Origin of the sequence: Muricaecibacterium torontonense (assembly GCF_004793925.1) — a bacterium.
In the GTDB taxonomy this organism is placed as follows: domain Bacteria; phylum Actinomycetota; class Coriobacteriia; order Coriobacteriales; family Atopobiaceae; genus Leptogranulimonas; species Leptogranulimonas caecicola.
Genome location: NZ_SRYE01000001.1, coordinates 293,243 through 308,787, shown reverse-complemented (window position 1 = coordinate 308,787; position 15,545 = coordinate 293,243). Strand labels below are relative to the sequence as shown.

Below are 15,545 nucleotides of genomic sequence, written 5' to 3'. Positions count from 1 at the left end.
GTTCCTATTAATAAAAGTCTACTGGCTGCAGGAGTATCTATGATGTTCCTGCAGCCAACTGTATATTATTTGTTGCTAATATCTATGGGCTTGATGGTATTTGGTACTAGGACTGGTGCATAAAAGAGAAACAAGGTAACCGGAATCGAGGGGTACCAATCCATATATGCTGCAACAAAGAAGGCAACAACGGCACTGAGTGCGTACACAAATGCAGTAATTTCAGGTTTGACTGTATTTAACTCCGAAACACAGCTTAGTATTCCTCCCACATAAAGAGCTAAAGATAAGATGCCTCCTGTATATAATATCTCCAATATTATATTATGTACGTGCGTTTGTCCTATCACCAATCTCGTAATCTCAAAACCTTCTCGCCCGCGACCAAATATAGGATGCAACTTCACACTTTCAATTGCACTATTCCATATCTCCGCCCTTCCACTAAAGTTTCCGTCCTTTCCTAAAAGAATGGCGACTTTGGCGAAAGCTCCGCTAGACACCCCAATAACAATAACAACGCAAAGAGCAAGCATGATGGTCACTGTAAGTGTATATAATCTTTTATACGGTATTCGAGTGTTGAAGTTCACTAATTTACCGACTACAAGCGCAATGCCCATCCCCACCACACTAATGCCCATACTTACTAATGCAGTAACGGTATCAAGTGCCACAAATTCAACTACTGAAACTGATAGCAGGCAAATTCCCAATATCAGATATAGTCTAGAATATGCCCAGCCAAATAATACAAGTGCAACTATTGCTGGCAATAAATATAATACGGACTCATTATCATACGTTAAAAAGTAGTAGTTAATTCCTGTCGCAGAATAGTTACCAATCGCTGCAGGAGTAAATCGGGGAATTAGATGAAGCAAGACCCCAGCAACAGACAGAATGTGAAACAAGCATATAAGCCCTCCTCCAATCGCAACGTTGCGCAATAGGAGTTTTGGAGACCGCTGATAATACAGCTCACAAACACTTATGAAAGCTATGCCTTTCGCACATTCATATATATTTGAACTTAATACAGCAAACGTGCTATTAACTACAGACGATACAAGATAGAAGCATAAATAGAAGCCACAGAAGAACAGCCACCGCTTGGTGATTTTATTTTTTAATACTATTGCAAATAGTGTGAGAACAAATACGCTCATTTGCACATATTGCCATATTTTAAAAGCCACTACGCCTATCGCGTATTCTTGAGGCATAAAGAACAACAGCACTAAAACAGGGCCAAGAATTTGATTATCTAACAGAGTATTTATATTTTTATTCATACTTTCTATTATACCTTTAGCCATTAGCAACTCCATAAACGTGGGCAGACAGAGTCCTAATGGATTCAATCGAGAATACCAGCCATTTAATCCCTGCTGTTTTTTCTCGCATTATAAACGCATACATTAGCCTTAACTTCCAACTATAGGGTATAAATTCTTTTGGTAAATTAGCCTGTATTAGAGCATTTTTCGCGTCTATCATGATCTTTTTAAAAAGCTTCTTATCGTGCTTATTAAAAGCAAGAACAAATAAGTTGTAATACTGAGCCAAGATTCCATTTCCGGCAGCACATACACCTTCAGCTCCATCTTTTTGAGCTACCCGGATAAGTTGATCACTCACAGCATTAATATCGCTCAAATACTTCGATTTGTACTGTTTGGAGCAACTATCTCCAGTTACAACGTAGCAATAAAGCACATCGTCACTCACTAAACAACTATCAATTGTTGGGAGCGCAAGAAGGAGACGCGAAAGGTCCTCTCCAAAATACCGTGCCCTAGGCATTATGCCGAAGTCAGTCAAAGCCGCCTTGCGTAATACTTTATTCCAGAGAGAATTGCTAAGACCTTGAAATATTTTCGATCGTACCTGAGCCAAATCAGGCCCTTCATAGAGCCCCACTTTTGTCAAAGTATTAATGCCCTTGTCCTCACTCATTGGATTCGTGGAATCCGTGCAATACTGAAACCAAATCGCATCAATATCAGAGTTCGTCTGGATATACTCAAGTATCTTCTTTATTGCTCCAGCCAATAAAAAATCATCTGCATCAACACAGAGAACATATTCTCCGAGAGCGCTTTTTATTCCAAGGCCGCGAGCTAAGTCCACTCCCTTATTCTCTTGATTAATCAATCGTATTGACTTATTGGTAGTGGCATATCTACGAACAATCGATGAGGTGGTGTCAGAAGATCCATCGTCGACCACTACAATCTCGAGTTCGCCCTCGAAATCACCATCAAGAGAATCGAGGCACCTGGAAATAACCTTTTCGGCATTATATGCAGCAATTACAATGCTCAAAGTAGGCTCATTTACATTCATTGCACACCTTTTATTTTCTTTCGATATATTGCATATATCGCGTCATATAAATGGGGTGCATTTACAAGAAGTTGCATACGCCACTTATTGACAATGGGGATGTTCTTATTCTTCTTCACTTCCCCCATTAACTGCTTTAAAGCAGTACGGATCTCAATATCTTTTTCTTCTACATCCTGCGAAAGCGTTGTTCCTAGAGGGAGTTGGGAGTGCATTCGAGTAAAAAGCAAAGCTTTCTGATACTGCGCAGCCTCAGTAAGATCGGGGTACATTTTTAGTGCATCAGAAGTAATTGTTTCTGCTGCACTTTGATATTGTTCGAGTTGATTCACTGATACGTTTGTTGACCAAGTAATAGAGCCATTTCGCATTATGTATCCATAAATCGCTGTAGGTAAAACCACAAAGCTATTAAGGGAATCAATGAATTCCATCACAGTTTTAATTTCTTCATAGTAACATCCAACAGGAAATGGATGCCTTAGATACACTTCACGAGGGGCTAGCTTTGCACAAGCGGTAGGGTGAATTCGGTCGTATAAAATCTCTTCCACAACTTGTCTTTTGCTACAAAAAATCGGAGAGCGTTGATCTCCCCACTTCACTTTATCTAGATCGGAAGTGACTGAAAAGGGCATCGTCTCTTCAATGCCAATCACCATACGATCGCCTCTGTCCTGCATTGCATCAACAAGTGATGATAAATAATGGGGAGCAACAATATCATCGCCATCTACAAAAGTAATGTATCTCCCCCTTGACTGCAGCACACCACAATTTCTGGCATCTGAAAGGCCGCCATTTGATTTATGTACAACTCGGACATGCGGATTAGAAGAGTACTGATCTAAAAGTCTTCCTGTGTTATCTGTTGAACCGTCATCAACACAGACAACTTCATAGTCGTCGAAAGACTGACTACTTAAACTCTTCATGCAGTAGTGAACGCAAGATTCAACGTTATAAAAAGCAACCACAATAGAGACGAGGGGATTTTTCTGCACTTCTTCCGCCAATTTTAAACCACCTATCGCGACTACAAAAGCATTGCTCTGAGAAGTACTGCAACCATGGTAGCAGATATCTATTCATGCCCCTATCAATCATAATCTTTTCAAACAGATTAGATTGTAGTCTTAGGATCATTATTTATTATTCTTATACTTGTTTCCAAACCAGATTTGCTGGAACCTAAATCCCCAACACACTTGGCAATCAACAAAGCTACCGTATTATCATTGTGATTATAATTTACTAAATTTGTATCAACCTATTTATCATCGGTGCTTTTCTAATTATAAGTGAGAGACCCCAGCTTAAAAGCAGCACTATAACGGTAAAGCACAACCGCTCACCAAACGGCCCAGGAGTCCACAATTTTCTAAGAGCAATAAGCACGGGTACATGCAAAAGATAGATGCCCATAGTGACTGAACCTAGTGAGGCCACACATTTTTTGATCCAACAAACTCGTATATTCGCCGCCGACCCCGTAGTGAAGGCATACCACCCCACTACAACCAGTGGACCACCTAAGGCAGTACAAAGTAATCCAGACCCCATGAACCGGCACGTTATCACAGATGCGATGTAGCCCCAAGCCAAAACGAAAACATAGGCAATAAAACCTATGCATATCCAATTGATTTTGCTAAATTGGACTGGCTTCATTTCCTGCCGTCTTATAAGACATCCGGTTACAAAAAAGAGAATTGCGTTAACATTTGCAAAGGGGTTAATCCTTGCAAACCTGCTACCAATGTCCTGCAGCGCAGCTTGCCAATTCTCTGAAAGCAATGTGACAAAAACGGGAGCGACTTGATCGATGATTGCAGCTGCAATTGCAGTCAAAGCCACAATAGCAGTTGCTATTCTTTTTATTTCTTTGTCTCCATCAAACATAGACTTGTTAAATTGATAAAGTATATAGAGACCTAGTAAAGTTTGAAGAAACCAAAGAACTCCAGTGTACTGAACTCCGGGTCTTGTTCCTAGAAAATAGCCCAAAAATGCACTTGGAGTAATTGAAGTACGCAAAATAGCTGCTTGAATCACTATTAATAAAATCGACCATATTATTAATAGTAGAAATACCTTTTTAATCCTATGTACATGCTTTTCTAAATTGAACGGTGAAGAGCCTAGAAGAAGATGCCCATTAACAAAGAAAAAGAGGGGGACACCCTCGCTAGCAAGTCGAAATGTATATTAAATAAATTATATATTGTTGGATATTGTATATAATCTGTATGGAATAAACCAGTATGTAGCGGTATAACCATGCAAATAGCAATCGCCTTGAGCGCATCAAGACCCCAAATCCTCCCTCCTTGGCAACCTCCTCCCGTGCCTTTTTCTACGCCCCACGCTTTTAGCACCTTGTAGCCACCTTCCCCCAGCTCTAGAAACTCGCTTTGTATTTCTTGCCGCTATATTTAGCGGCAAGAAATGAACTACCTTTTTTAATCCAGCTAACAGGTTCAATATTTTTAAGGGGTGCTTCGATAAATGGAACGCTGTTCTTCTCAAGCCAAGTATCGAGGAGATATTCGCTCATTCTGCCAGGCACGCGAGCTTCAAAAGGACTTAACTGGCCGTAATCGAGGTGTTTCTCGGCAGTTTTGAGGACAGGAAAAAGCCAAGAACAATACTCGTCCAAGAGATCCTTACGCATCAGCATCATATTGAACATATGACCACCGGTTTGCTTCATGTGATGGTTGAAGTTGGCGAGGTAGTCGGGAGCGACATCTGAAAGTGCATCGCGAATAAAGTCGATATGAGCTCCGTCGAGGGTATTGGCGTAGTGAGACTCAAGAGTCTCGATATAGTACTTGCGCTTTTTAGGGAGGACTACTGGAGCTTTCACCAGAAGATCTTGGGCTTCTGAGCTAGTAAGAACTCCCTTTTCACCAGAACCTGCAAAGTGTCGGCGATAGTGGGCAAGACCGATTGCTGGAGCGTCAAGGTTCTTCCATGCCCAATAGAGTCCAGTGAGTTCACAGTAGTGGTTGTTCTCAGTAGAGATATTGTCACCCTCATCATCGCGCTGGAAGTGAGGGATGGATTCTTTTCCAGCAGCACCCACCTGCACAGGAAGATAAAGCGGATCATCAGGCATCCAATAGGGCTTGTGGGCTGCAACGATGATTGTAGGAGTCGACATGAGTCAATCCAATGCTAGATACGTTCTTTATATCTTGTCTAGCATAATTACAAACGTATGTAATACGAAAGACCTCGATTGATCTCTACAGAATCCAAAAAGAACAATACCTAGACCTGCGGCGTTTTTAAGCGCCTAAATTCCCATAGATTGTTGAGATAAGGCCTTGGTAAAAGGGGATCTGAGGATGCCAGTCGAGATCGTGCTGGATCTTTGAGATATCTAGGCCGTAACGGGCGTCGTGGCCGGGGCGATCTGTGACATGGGCTATGAGGCGAGGAGAAATCTCTGGGTCGTTGGTGAGCTTGGAAAGTGTGTCGAGGATGGTGGTGACGAGGGATATGTTGGCGTGTTCTTCTCGGGCACCAATGTTGTAGATCTCGCCAGGAAGAGCGTTTTGAATGATGGCATCGATGGCTCGGCAATGGTCGTGGACGTGGATCCAGTCACGCACATTGCTGCCATCGCCATAAATAGGGATCGGTTGATGGGCAAGGGCGCGGCTGATGGTGAGAGGGATGAGCTTCTCGGGATATTGGCGCGGCCCATAGTTGTTTGAGCAGCGAGTGATGTTGACGGGCATGCCGTAGGTGTCCCGGTAAGAAAGAACGAAGGTGTCGGCGGATGCCTTGGAAGCTGCGTAGGGAGAGCGAGGTGCGAGGGGGCTTTTCTCGGTAAAGAGGAGGTCAGGGCGATCGAGAGGAAGAGAGCCGTAGACCTCGTCGGTGGAGATCTGAATGAAGCGATGATGCGCAGGGTCTTGGTGAGTCCAGTGTTGGCGAGCGGCCTCAAGGAGCGTGACCGTGCCAAGTACGTTGGTGTGAGCGAAGAGCTCAGGGGTTTGGATGGAGCGGTCGACGTGGCTTTCGGCAGCGAAGTTGACTACAACATTGGGGTTGTACTGGGTGAAAACGGCGGACATGGCGGCCTGGTTGGTAATATCGGCCTGGATGAAAGCGTAGCGCGGGTCCTGTGCCACGGATGCGAGATTCGCCAGACTTCCTGCATAGGTGAGTGCATCCACGTTGACGATACGCAAGTCTGGATGGGCGGCCAGCTCATGTAGAATGAAGTTTGAACCTATAAAGCCGGCGCCGCCGGTTGCGAGCATCGCGGTCACGTATGGGCTCCTTGGGGCTTGTCCTGTTGGTATTAACGCTAAGAGAAACGCCTTGATAGCGTTGCTTGCGCCTCTCCAATTAATATTACTTGCACACGGGCCGAGTCCGGTCTCACATGAAGCGTTACTCCTTCGAGAAGGTATCGCTTGGTTAAATCACCGCAAAGGGTCTAATTTAAAGGAGTAGTTTTTAAAAGACTGTTCATAAAAACTCTCTGCTAAGGAAGCCCAATGGACTCGCAGCGCGCTATGGTTAGAAACTTTGATTCTGTGCATCAAGCCAAGGATTGGTATGAGTGCCGCAGCTGCTCAGCGGACAACAGCCAGTATGCTCCTTCCAACATGTGGAGCTCTGAAAACGCCCTACACCATGCCCTTATGGAGGGTAGCTGCAAAGATACGAACCTCTGCGAACTTGCTGCTCCACGTATCAAGTATTTCGCTGGTTGCCTTCGCACCGCATCTCTTTATAGCCCTACTATTCTTCTGACCGACTCGAACCTCTTGGACGGTGTCTTTTTTCTCGCCTTGGGCCCTAGGGGATGCCGGGAGCTACTGGGCCTAGCTGAACAGGAACCCCTTCCCCTTACCGTGCTCTGCCGCAATAAAAGTACGCTGAGAGAGGCTTACGGAAGTTTTTTGGGCATACCCGGTGCTGGAACGCATAAGACTGGAGCTACTGGGACACCCGAAGCCTCGGGTAATAAGACTGGAATCTCAGACACTCCGACCATCAAGCCTTTTCCTGAGCTGTCCGCACTGAGCATCTTTACTACCTCCAAGCCCGCCCATGCTGCCTCGTGCCAAGAACGCTGCAACATTGTCTGGGACCAAATTTGCAACTTGGATAATGCTGAGTTTTCCAAGGGTTGCTCCCGTTTTATCGCGCAAAGAGCCGGACTCAATCCCGTTGACTTGACCGCCTACACCCTCGCCATCAAGGACTGGCTGGATGCCTATGACTCTGGAGTAATAGGACACTCCTCGTCTTGTGTGCTTCCTGACTTCTCCGCCCGTTTTAGGCAGATCTCTGATCCGTACTTCAAGCTGTACAAAAACCATGCACACCAGGACGAAGAGGCGATTCAGTCGTTGTGGGACTCAAAAGACGTCAATATTGGCAATCGAACAAAGGCCCGAGCGTATATAAGAAGCCAGTTAGGAATCTCGCCATGCCCAGAGGATCCGGCTGCCTTCTGCCCTGATGATGAACGGCTCATCTTTGACTGGTACGATTTTTGTTACTGCCGGGCAATCGCTGAAGCAAACCATTCCTCTCTCATAAGCATTGAGGGTCCCTCTACTTTGGCGCCTCACTCAAACTCGCAGGTGTTTGCGCACTTCTCCGAGATCGTATTGGAGCATAGAGACGAGATTGAACGCTATAAGACAAAGGACGGAAATGTCCGCGTAAGTAATCTGGGAGGGATCCTCAGTACGCTTCAGTCCATTCCTTCGGGCATGTTCAGACAAATCTGCGTAACCTACCAAAAAGATATAAAGCTCTGGTGGGAGGTTCCAGCCAGCAACAGCAAGGAAAAGAGCAAGAAAGCCTACCATGTAACCTATGCGATTAATAACGGTATAAATTGCAGATCCTTTTGTGACTTAGTGCGGGAATCTATCGGATCGTTAGGCATCGCCGTCTTTGCGTTTGTCTTATCTACAGATTTGGCTACAAATCTAGTAGGACTAGGCGCCTTGGTGGGCGCACTCATCCTAAGCAGTTTCGATGACATAAAGAGCATTATCGATCTCTATAGAGAGGCAAGGCAGGCCACCGGTAGCTTTATGATTTCCTAAGGAGTGCTCGTGTCCCCTATCAAAAAAGCCCAGGAGAAGATTCTTTTCTCCTCTGGACAACCCATGCACCTGCAAGTGATTTCCAGCCAGGTGACTCGCTTGGACGGCCTGGTCTATGACACCCAATTCGTCCAATGCGGAACCGGCAAAGGCTCTGTCTGTGTAGCTTTCGACGATGCAGGCCGCCTTTTATTGGGGAAGCACTGGAGGGCAGCCCTTAGAGGCGAAAGCCTAGAGTTTCCCAGAGGAAGAGCCATGGCTGAAGAATCTCCGGAGGATTGCGCGAGACGCGAGCTCTATGAAGAAACTGGGTTAGAGGTTCAGGAGGCAACGCTTCTGACCAAAATTCACGGGGATACCGGACTGCTCCGCGACGAAGTCTGCATCGTGGCCTGCCGAGTCAGTTATCCTGTCTCCTCCGATATGGGAGATGGCGAGTTCTCTTCAACTTCTTGGGCCAGTCCCGAAGAGTTCAAGCGACTGGTTTTAGAGGGTTGTGTCTCAGACGCTCTCACAATCTCTGCCTTCCTAATATGGGAACTATGGAAGCTGAGCTAGAAGCCGGGATCGAAAACGAGGCTGGTGATACAGCCGAAAAAACTAGCAAGCATTCTTAAACAGTGGGCCCCTGAGAATGGAAGCTTGAGGCGAGGGCGAGGGTTTCTCGGCAGGGGTTTAGAATTGAGGGGCCGCAATGATACGACCTTGGATGAGAGGATGACTATGGCTGAGAAAGCTGAGGAAGTCTACGACCTGTTGAACAGGCAGATTAATGAGGAGCTGTATAGCGCCTATTTGTATTTGACGTTCGCGGATTACTACGACGAGCGTGGATTGAAGGGCTATGCAAACTGGTACATGGTGCAGGTTCAGGAGGAGCTGGCGCACGCCAAGATTTTGCGCAGGTTCCTGCTGGATCACGACTACTCGGTGAAGATGTTTGCCATTGCCGAGCCTGATTTGGAGTTTGACAGCGACCTGGCTCCGCTGAAAGCCGGCTTGGCCCATGAGAAGTACATTACGGATTGCATTAACAAGTGCTATTCGGCAGCGGCGGGCATTGCCGACTGGCGCACGGTGAAGCTTTTGGACTGGTACATTCAGGAGCAGGGCGAGGAGGAGACGAACGCCTCGGATCTGATCAAGGACTACGAGCTGTTTGGGACGTCTCCCCAGGGACTCTATGCGCTGGATCAGTCCTATTTGAACCGCACTTTTGTGGCGCCCACCATGGCGATGTAACTGGAGTTATGGACGAGTTGGCTGATGTGACGCAAGGCGCAGCTGATTGTGCGCCCGCAGGCTCCGCTGGAAGCGGGGCGTGCGGGCGGTTTGCTGGTGCTGTTGAGGGACTTCCTGATTTGACAGCCAGCCCTCAGCACACCGAGGTGTGCGGGCGGTTTGCGCCGACGCCTTCGGGACGGATGCATTTGGGCAACGTCTTTTCCTGCCTGCTTGCCTGGCTGGATGCCAGGCGGGCAGGCGGGTCCATTGTGCTGCGCATGGAGGATCTGGATCCCGCGACCTGCGATAGGCAGAAGGCGCTGCAGCTTATGGACGACTTGCGGTGGCTGGGGCTTACCTGGGACGGCGATCCGTGGTATCAGAGCGAGCGCAGTTGGGCCTATGGCGAGGCGCTGGAAGCGTTGAAGGCCCAATGCCTGGTGTATCCCTGCTTTTGCAGCCGCGCCGAGCTTCATGCAGCCAATGCTCCCCACGCCAGCGACGGTACCTATATTTATGCGGGTACCTGTAGAGGCCTGAGCGCCGCCGAGGTGGCTGAACGGAGCTTGGTGAAGAGGCCAGCGCTGCGCATGATGGTACCTGAGCTGAGCGATCCTGCGGGTTCGATCGAATTTATCGATGGGGTGTACGGCCCGCAGTCGACCGTGCTGGCCCGAGACTGCGGCGACTTTTTGGTGCGTAGAAGCGACGAGGTCTATGCTTATCAGCTGGCAGTAGTGGTAGACGACGCCGCAATGGGCGTGAACCATGTGGTGCGAGCCCATGACCTGATGGGGTCCAGCGGGCGTCAGCGCTATCTGCAACATGTGCTAGGACTGGGCGAGATGGAGTACTTCCATGTGCCTCTGCTGGTGGCGCCGGACGGCCGACGCTTGGCAAAACGCGACTTTGACCTGGATTTGGGGAGCTTGCGGACCTGGATGCGCGGACCGGAGCGCCTGCTGGGACTATTAGCCTGGAAGGTGGGGCTTATTGAGCGCTTTGAGCCCGTGAGCGCTATCGAGCTGGTGAGCGAGTTCTCCTGGGACAAAGTGACTGCAAGGCGCGACGACATTGTGGTGGACGAAGCGCTGGTGGATGCATTGCGCGGGTGAACGCTGACGCTAGGACAGATGCGGGCGCGAATGCGCGGGCTTCTCGGCTTGGCACGTACGGACGTGCAGGCGCGAGAGCATGAGCACCCATGACAACTCGGGACTTTAACTGAACGGCTGAATCGGGTATGCTTCTAAGGCCCGGAGAGCTGACCGAGAGGCCGAAGGTGCTCGCCTGCTAAGCGAGTATAGGACTCAATCCTATCTGGGGTTCGAATCCCCAGCTCTCCGCCAGTGACTGTGAGGACCCCCGGTGACCGCGAATGGTTACTGGGGGTTTGTTTGTGCGGATAGTGGCTGGCGACGGCGCGTGTGGGAGCTGGAGCGTGCGTTTGGGTGGATGACGTGCGCGAATGCCCAGGTAAAGCGCGAATGCCCAGGTAAACAAGGGGCGTTGTGCCCTCTAGAAACATACTGCGATTGTTACATAGAGGGATTACGTAGGTAGCGCGATTTGAGAGTTTATTTATAGCTCTTCCCTATTATCCCTGCTATGGCTGCTTGTCTCGATGTTTGGAGCACATCAGATGGATATCAGGTCTATGCAACAAAACAAAACAAGAGATATCTTTCGATTCATTGTTGACAGGGCTCGGATTCCATTGCATACTATTTCTCGCACGCGGCGTTACCTCAGCTGGATAGAGGGTCTGACTACGAATCAGAACGTCACAGGTTCGAATCCTGTACGCCGCACCAGCGCAAATTGAACGGAGGGCACCTTGGTGTCCTCCGTTTTTTGCTGTGGGTCATAGGTTGTTTTCTGAATGTTACCTGCCTTCTCCGAGTTCCCAATAGTTGCAGAGCTGTTATCTAAAAAAGACGGTATTTTCGGTTGACAAGTATCCCAATCTTCACGATACTCAATATGTCTTGCGGCGTTACCTCAGCTGGATAGAGGGTCTGACTACGAATCAGAACGTCACAGGTTCGAATCCTGTACGCCGCACCAGTTTAATTTATTCAGGCCCTGCGGGGCCTTTTTTCTTGGACAGATGCTTTATCTATCCACGCAAGTTAACCCAGCATCATTACTAGCTTATCTATTCACACCCCTAGTCCTCCCCTCCTCATTCATTCTATGAACATTCAACTTGAGCGCCCCACGTTTAGTCTCGTGTAAACTTATTCGAGTAGCTGAACTGTGTGGTAGAGTAATGTCAGTGAACCCGCCATGCCTCTCTCTCATTTTTTGAGATGATGCAAACTCTGGCGGGTGTTTTTTTAGGGGTTACATGCAGTACCGTAAGCCGTGGCTTTCGTATGACCAACAAGCCGACAAACTTGCAGAACTTGGTCTCATCTTTAATAGAACTGACCTGATCACTCGTCTTGAAGACGTAGGTTATTACCGACTAAGTGGATATTGGTACATATTCAAACAGATATCTATAGACGGCTCCGAATCTTTTATCCCGGGAACACGGTTTAATAAGATATGGCAGTTATATACGTTTGATAGGCAACTAAGACTTGTTGTCCTTGATGCCATCGAGCGTCTTGAGATTTATATGCGAACTCAGCTTGCATATAGACTGGCACAGAAAGATGGCCCATTTGGTTACCTCAACGCTGCCAGCCTTCCAAATATGAACGAAAAGATCCATTGCGGTTTTATCTCAAGGTGCTTTAAAGCCTACGATCGCTCGAAAACGCTTTTCACAGACCACTTTAAAGAAAAGTATGGGGATTCCCACGAGTTGCCACCGTACTGGATGTTGGTCAACATCATGGATTTTGGAATGATGTTGACTCTTTTCCGCGGTTCTTCAAATGAAGTAAAAGGGGGTATAGCCAACGAAATTGGCGTGCCTTATCTCGTATTAGAGTCATGGTTGATTACATTAAACACCGTGCGTAATATCTGTGCTCATCATGATCGCTTATGGAACCGACGCCTGGGCAACAAAACAAAAATCCCTAGAGGCCGCAAGTACCCCGAATGGCATCACCCCTACGAGGTCAATAACAGCTCCACATTTACGCTGCTAACTATTCTTGGCTATATACTCGAACGCATAGCCCCTGACTCTTCTTGGCATACAAAAATGCTTCAGTTAATTAACACCAGAACCCCTGAGGACTTACAGCTTATGGGATTTAATGAAGGATGGAAAACGTGTCCCATATGGGGAAGGTGGCTTGAATTGTAAAGAGCCATCTTCTCCGATCACAGATCTAGCAAATCTAACCCTTTAAGTTTGAAATCATATTTATCCCTACTTACTTGGCTTAAAGGGCCTTGCTCATGGAAGAGTTCTCCAGGATATAGGGGCATTCTGCAGCCATGAGAAGCTCCAAGAGGTCCGAGAGCGTAGTGACACCCTTTAGGTCTTGGGTGAGAACCAAAGCCTCTTGACCCGGGGCACAACGGAGGGCAGCCCAAAGTTCCTGTGTCTTGCATAGGGTGACTCGCCGGTGGAGGGGTGCGGGCTTCTCGGCACCGGGGGCATTGGAGAAGGGCTGGGAGCGCCTCAGGGTTTCATAGAGGTAGATGTTGTCGGCAGAATCGTAGACGGCGATCTCGACGATGTCGCCTTCTAGATTGTGAGTTATGCGCGCTACCTGCTGGATTACCTCTGAGGGCTGGGCAGGACGCTTGGAACCCTTGCGACGATGATGTGTCATGCTATCTCCTCTCGAAAAAACTCTGTGCCTCCTCATATTAGAACATATGTTCTGTTTTATTGGGGTACAAGGACTCTATGTAAGTTTTACACATACTAAGGGAGGTCGAACCCATGGCATCTAATCATAGGGAAGGCGTTGGGCTCGCTCTGGCAGGCGGCGGCTGGAGATCGTTCTCGGAAGTCGCGGTGCTCGAAGATATGGAACGCAACAATCTAAAGGTTGCGGCGGTGGCCGGCACCTCGATGGGCGCGCTGGTGGCAACACTGGTAGCGTCGGGGCTGAGCTCATCGGATATTGAGAGTTTGCTGCTGGAGCTGGACAAGTCAGTGGCAGACGCAGGAATCATCAAGACCATGAAGAGGCATGTGCTTTCGGCGGTGACCCATCAAGGTTTTTTGGGTGACGGCGTGCTGATGGATCAGGTCGCTCCCCTGCTGGAAAAGGCAGGAGTCAAAACTTTTGGGGATTTGAAGCTGCCGCTGGCGCTGACTTCTGTGGATATCCTCACCGGCGAGCTGTGCGTGTTCACGGGAACGGACGGGTATTTCTCGGGGCCGGCGGGGTCGTGGAAGTGGATTCCGGGCGATCATGATTTGGGGAGCTGCATTGCGGCTTCGGGAGCATATCCGCTGGTAGTGCAACCTTTGTCCTTTGAGGGGCATACGCTGGTAGACGGCGGATGCCGCATGAATCTGCCCACGCCGCTGTTTGACCGGTCCACGGTGGACGGGGTTGTGGCAGCGCACATGCTTAGGACCTTTGAGCCGGCGGACGATCTGACGGTTTTGAACCTTATGACCAAGTGCATGAATTATGGGGCTCAGCAGCTGGAGATTCTCTACGCGCAGGCGGCAGACGTCGAGGTGAACATCCCTGTGCCAGGCGAGGAGACCTTTAATCCGGGCAATGGCCAGGGTGTCATCGATTTTGCGCGGGTATGGCTGAAGGAGCATCCGGTGGACTGGTCGGCGGCACATCCGAGCCTGCTGGACTCTGTGCGTCGTGGCGCCGCGGACTATCTGAGCAAGCTGTTTAGGAACGCGCAGGAGTCGGTGAGCCAATAACATGCGACGAGCCCCAGAGCGCGCGAATGGATGGCGCTCTGGGGCTCGCTGGGATGTGTGGGATAGACAGGTCTTGATAGCCCGAGTTTGCTACGGTGCGGCTACGAGTCGTAGCTCTTGGGCCAGAGGGCGTCTACTAGGAGCGATGCGGCGAGGCCTAGGAGGATCCAGGCCCAGCCAAGATGCCAGGTGCCCCAGAGAGCGCCGGTGATGAGAAAGATGGAGAGGCCGGTCCAAAAGCAAAAGCCAGCAACGGCTCCGCGAAGCTTCTTGCCACGATGGCCGCGCACCCACGCGTTAGCAACGCCGCAGAGGCTCTCCCACGCAGGGATAGCTGCAACGAAAGCCCAGCCTAGGTTCCAACGCTGGCCAAAGAGGCCTAGGCCCAGCAGGGCGATGAGGGAGAGGGGCGCATAGGGAATGCGCGCGATGAAGGCTTTGGGTTTGGAGTCGTGGGAAGTGGCGCGGTGGGCGTCGGCCCAGCTGTCGTAGCGAGTGTCGTCGATCCATACCGAGCCGTCGTCCTGGGTGCGGACGGTATGCGTGCCGTCGGCGGCGTTGATGTGGATGCCACCAGGGCCCACCTCCACCTGGTCGCCAGAGACATAGTCGTGCACCCGCACGCCGTCCCAACCTACATGGACTGAGGCGTCGTCGCTCTCCACATGAACGCCCTCGTCCCAGGAACAATGGACCTGGTCGCGGGAGTCGTCATTCTGGGCATCGGGGTCGTCTGGGGAGTCGCCTGCGGGGTTGGGCTCGTCTGCCGGATTGTCGGCGTCGGCGGCGCTGGGACCAGGAGCGTCGTCCGAGTCTTGGGAGTAGGGCTTCTCGGCAGGGTCGAGGAGCTCGGCGGGAGCGTCCTCTCCATAGATCAGCTGGTCGAGGGTGACTCCGTAGAGGCGGGCGAGGGCGATGAGGTTGTCGGTGTCGGGGCTGGACTCGGTGCGCTCCCATTTGGAGACTGCCTGACGGGACACTCCGAGCTTTTGGGCCAGTTGCTCCTGGGTGAGGCCATGCTGGCGGCGGAGGGCGGCGAGGCGCTCGGCGATGGAGACGTTCATGGGCGTGCC

13 protein-coding genes, 3 tRNA genes and 1 pseudogene are annotated in these 15,545 nt (G+C 49.6%); 9 read left to right on the top strand and 8 right to left on the bottom strand.

Going from position 1 to position 15,545, the window contains the following annotated elements; all coding sequences use genetic code 11:
• Positions 1-65: 65 nt before the first annotated feature.
• The 6 genes and pseudogenes from E5334_RS01345 to rfbB all read right to left on the bottom strand — a co-directional run bounded on the left by E5334_RS01345 (position 66) and on the right by rfbB (position 6,626).
• On the bottom strand, positions 66-1,319 hold the full coding sequence (locus E5334_RS01345; protein ID WP_167604245.1) for an O-antigen ligase family protein: 1,254 nt from the start codon (positions 1,317-1,319) through the stop codon (positions 66-68).
• Positions 1,312-2,349 carry a glycosyltransferase family 2 protein gene (locus tag E5334_RS01340; RefSeq protein ID WP_136011800.1) on the bottom strand — a complete coding sequence of 346 codons (1,038 nt, stop codon included), beginning with the start codon at positions 2,347-2,349 and terminating at the stop codon, positions 1,312-1,314. Before E5334_RS01340 ends, E5334_RS01345 begins: the two co-directional genes overlap by 8 nt.
• The gene (locus E5334_RS01335) at positions 2,346-3,365 is read right to left on the bottom strand and encodes a glycosyltransferase family 2 protein (RefSeq protein ID WP_167604244.1); all 1,020 of its coding nucleotides are present in this window, start codon (positions 3,363-3,365) and stop codon (positions 2,346-2,348) included. Before E5334_RS01335 ends, E5334_RS01340 begins: the two co-directional genes overlap by 4 nt.
• Before the next feature lie 238 nt (positions 3,366-3,603).
• A pseudogene (locus E5334_RS01330) lies at positions 3,604-4,533 on the bottom strand (acyltransferase family protein); the annotation flags it as partial.
• A 217-nt stretch (positions 4,534-4,750) separates the two neighbouring features.
• Entirely contained in the window at positions 4,751-5,515 is a 765-nt protein-coding gene (locus E5334_RS01325) for a DUF4422 domain-containing protein (RefSeq protein WP_136011797.1), read from the bottom strand.
• A gap of 127 nt (positions 5,516-5,642) precedes the next feature.
• Positions 5,643-6,626, bottom strand: a complete 984-nt coding sequence (gene rfbB, locus E5334_RS01320) for a dTDP-glucose 4,6-dehydratase (RefSeq protein ID WP_136012136.1) — start codon at positions 6,624-6,626, stop codon at positions 5,643-5,645.
• A gap of 240 nt (positions 6,627-6,866) precedes the next feature.
• On the opposite strand from rfbB, the gene E5334_RS01315 reads away from it, so the two are divergent.
• From E5334_RS01315 to E5334_RS01280, 8 genes are all read left to right on the top strand, one after another.
• Positions 6,867-8,438: a hypothetical protein gene (locus tag E5334_RS01315; protein WP_136011796.1), complete on the top strand. Its 1,572-nt coding sequence runs from the start codon at positions 6,867-6,869 to the stop codon at positions 8,436-8,438.
• Positions 8,439-8,447: 9 nt separating this feature from the next.
• A complete protein-coding gene (locus E5334_RS01310) occupies positions 8,448-8,996 on the top strand; it encodes an NUDIX hydrolase (protein WP_136011795.1) in 549 nt (182 codons plus the stop codon).
• Between the two features lie 165 nt (positions 8,997-9,161).
• Positions 9,162-9,680, top strand: a complete 519-nt coding sequence (locus E5334_RS01305) for a ferritin (RefSeq protein ID WP_275438872.1) — start codon at positions 9,162-9,164, stop codon at positions 9,678-9,680.
• An 8-nt stretch (positions 9,681-9,688) separates the two neighbouring features.
• Positions 9,689-10,777 (top strand): tRNA glutamyl-Q(34) synthetase GluQRS, encoded by a 1,089-nt coding sequence (gluQRS, locus tag E5334_RS01300; RefSeq protein WP_136011793.1) that lies wholly within the window; start codon positions 9,689-9,691, stop codon positions 10,775-10,777.
• 143 nt (positions 10,778-10,920) lie between these two features.
• A tRNA-Ser gene (locus tag E5334_RS01295) sits at positions 10,921-11,011 on the top strand.
• Positions 11,012-11,399: 388 nt separating this feature from the next.
• Positions 11,400-11,476 (top strand) — tRNA-Arg (locus E5334_RS01290).
• Between the two features lie 176 nt (positions 11,477-11,652).
• Positions 11,653-11,729, top strand: a tRNA-Arg gene (locus E5334_RS01285).
• A 283-nt stretch (positions 11,730-12,012) separates the two neighbouring features.
• On the top strand, positions 12,013-12,930 hold the full coding sequence (locus E5334_RS01280; protein WP_136011792.1) for an Abi family protein: 918 nt from the start codon (positions 12,013-12,015) through the stop codon (positions 12,928-12,930).
• Positions 12,931-13,009: 79 nt separating this feature from the next.
• On the opposite strand, the gene E5334_RS01275 is transcribed toward E5334_RS01280, so the two are convergent.
• The gene (locus E5334_RS01275) at positions 13,010-13,405 is read right to left on the bottom strand and encodes a hypothetical protein (protein ID WP_136011791.1); all 396 of its coding nucleotides are present in this window, start codon (positions 13,403-13,405) and stop codon (positions 13,010-13,012) included.
• Positions 13,406-13,518: 113 nt separating this feature from the next.
• On the opposite strand from E5334_RS01275, the gene E5334_RS01270 reads away from it, so the two are divergent.
• Positions 13,519-14,472, top strand: coding sequence for a patatin-like phospholipase family protein (locus tag E5334_RS01270; protein ID WP_136011790.1), 954 nt, complete (start codon positions 13,519-13,521; stop codon positions 14,470-14,472).
• Positions 14,473-14,573: 101 nt separating this feature from the next.
• On the opposite strand, the gene E5334_RS01265 is transcribed toward E5334_RS01270, so the two are convergent.
• The gene (locus E5334_RS01265) at positions 14,574-15,536 is read right to left on the bottom strand and encodes a helix-turn-helix domain-containing protein (RefSeq protein WP_136012135.1); all 963 of its coding nucleotides are present in this window, start codon (positions 15,534-15,536) and stop codon (positions 14,574-14,576) included.
• Between the last annotated feature and the right edge of the window lie 9 nt (positions 15,537-15,545).

Coding starts and splice junctions, on each gene's coding strand:
- gluQRS (WP_136011793.1), top strand. CDS start 9,689: ATGGACGAGTTGGCTGATGTGACGCAAGGCGCAGCTGATTGTGCGCCC.
- E5334_RS01315 (WP_136011796.1), top strand. CDS start 6,867: ATGGACTCGCAGCGCGCTATGGTTAGAAACTTTGATTCTGTGCATCAA.
- rfbB (WP_136012136.1), bottom strand. CDS start 6,626: ATGCTCGCAACCGGCGGCGCCGGCTTTATAGGTTCAAACTTCATTCTA.
- E5334_RS01265 (WP_136012135.1), bottom strand. CDS start 15,536: ATGAACGTCTCCATCGCCGAGCGCCTCGCCGCCCTCCGCCGCCAGCAT.
- E5334_RS01270 (WP_136011790.1), top strand. CDS start 13,519: ATGGCATCTAATCATAGGGAAGGCGTTGGGCTCGCTCTGGCAGGCGGC.
- E5334_RS01325 (WP_136011797.1), bottom strand. CDS start 5,515: ATGTCGACTCCTACAATCATCGTTGCAGCCCACAAGCCCTATTGGATG.
- E5334_RS01345 (WP_167604245.1), bottom strand. CDS start 1,319: ATGGCTAAAGGTATAATAGAAAGTATGAATAAAAATATAAATACTCTG.
- E5334_RS01340 (WP_136011800.1), bottom strand. CDS start 2,349: ATGAATGTAAATGAGCCTACTTTGAGCATTGTAATTGCTGCATATAAT.
- E5334_RS01305 (WP_275438872.1), top strand. CDS start 9,162: ATGGCTGAGAAAGCTGAGGAAGTCTACGACCTGTTGAACAGGCAGATT.
- E5334_RS01280 (WP_136011792.1), top strand. CDS start 12,013: ATGCAGTACCGTAAGCCGTGGCTTTCGTATGACCAACAAGCCGACAAA.
- E5334_RS01275 (WP_136011791.1), bottom strand. CDS start 13,405: ATGACACATCATCGTCGCAAGGGTTCCAAGCGTCCTGCCCAGCCCTCA.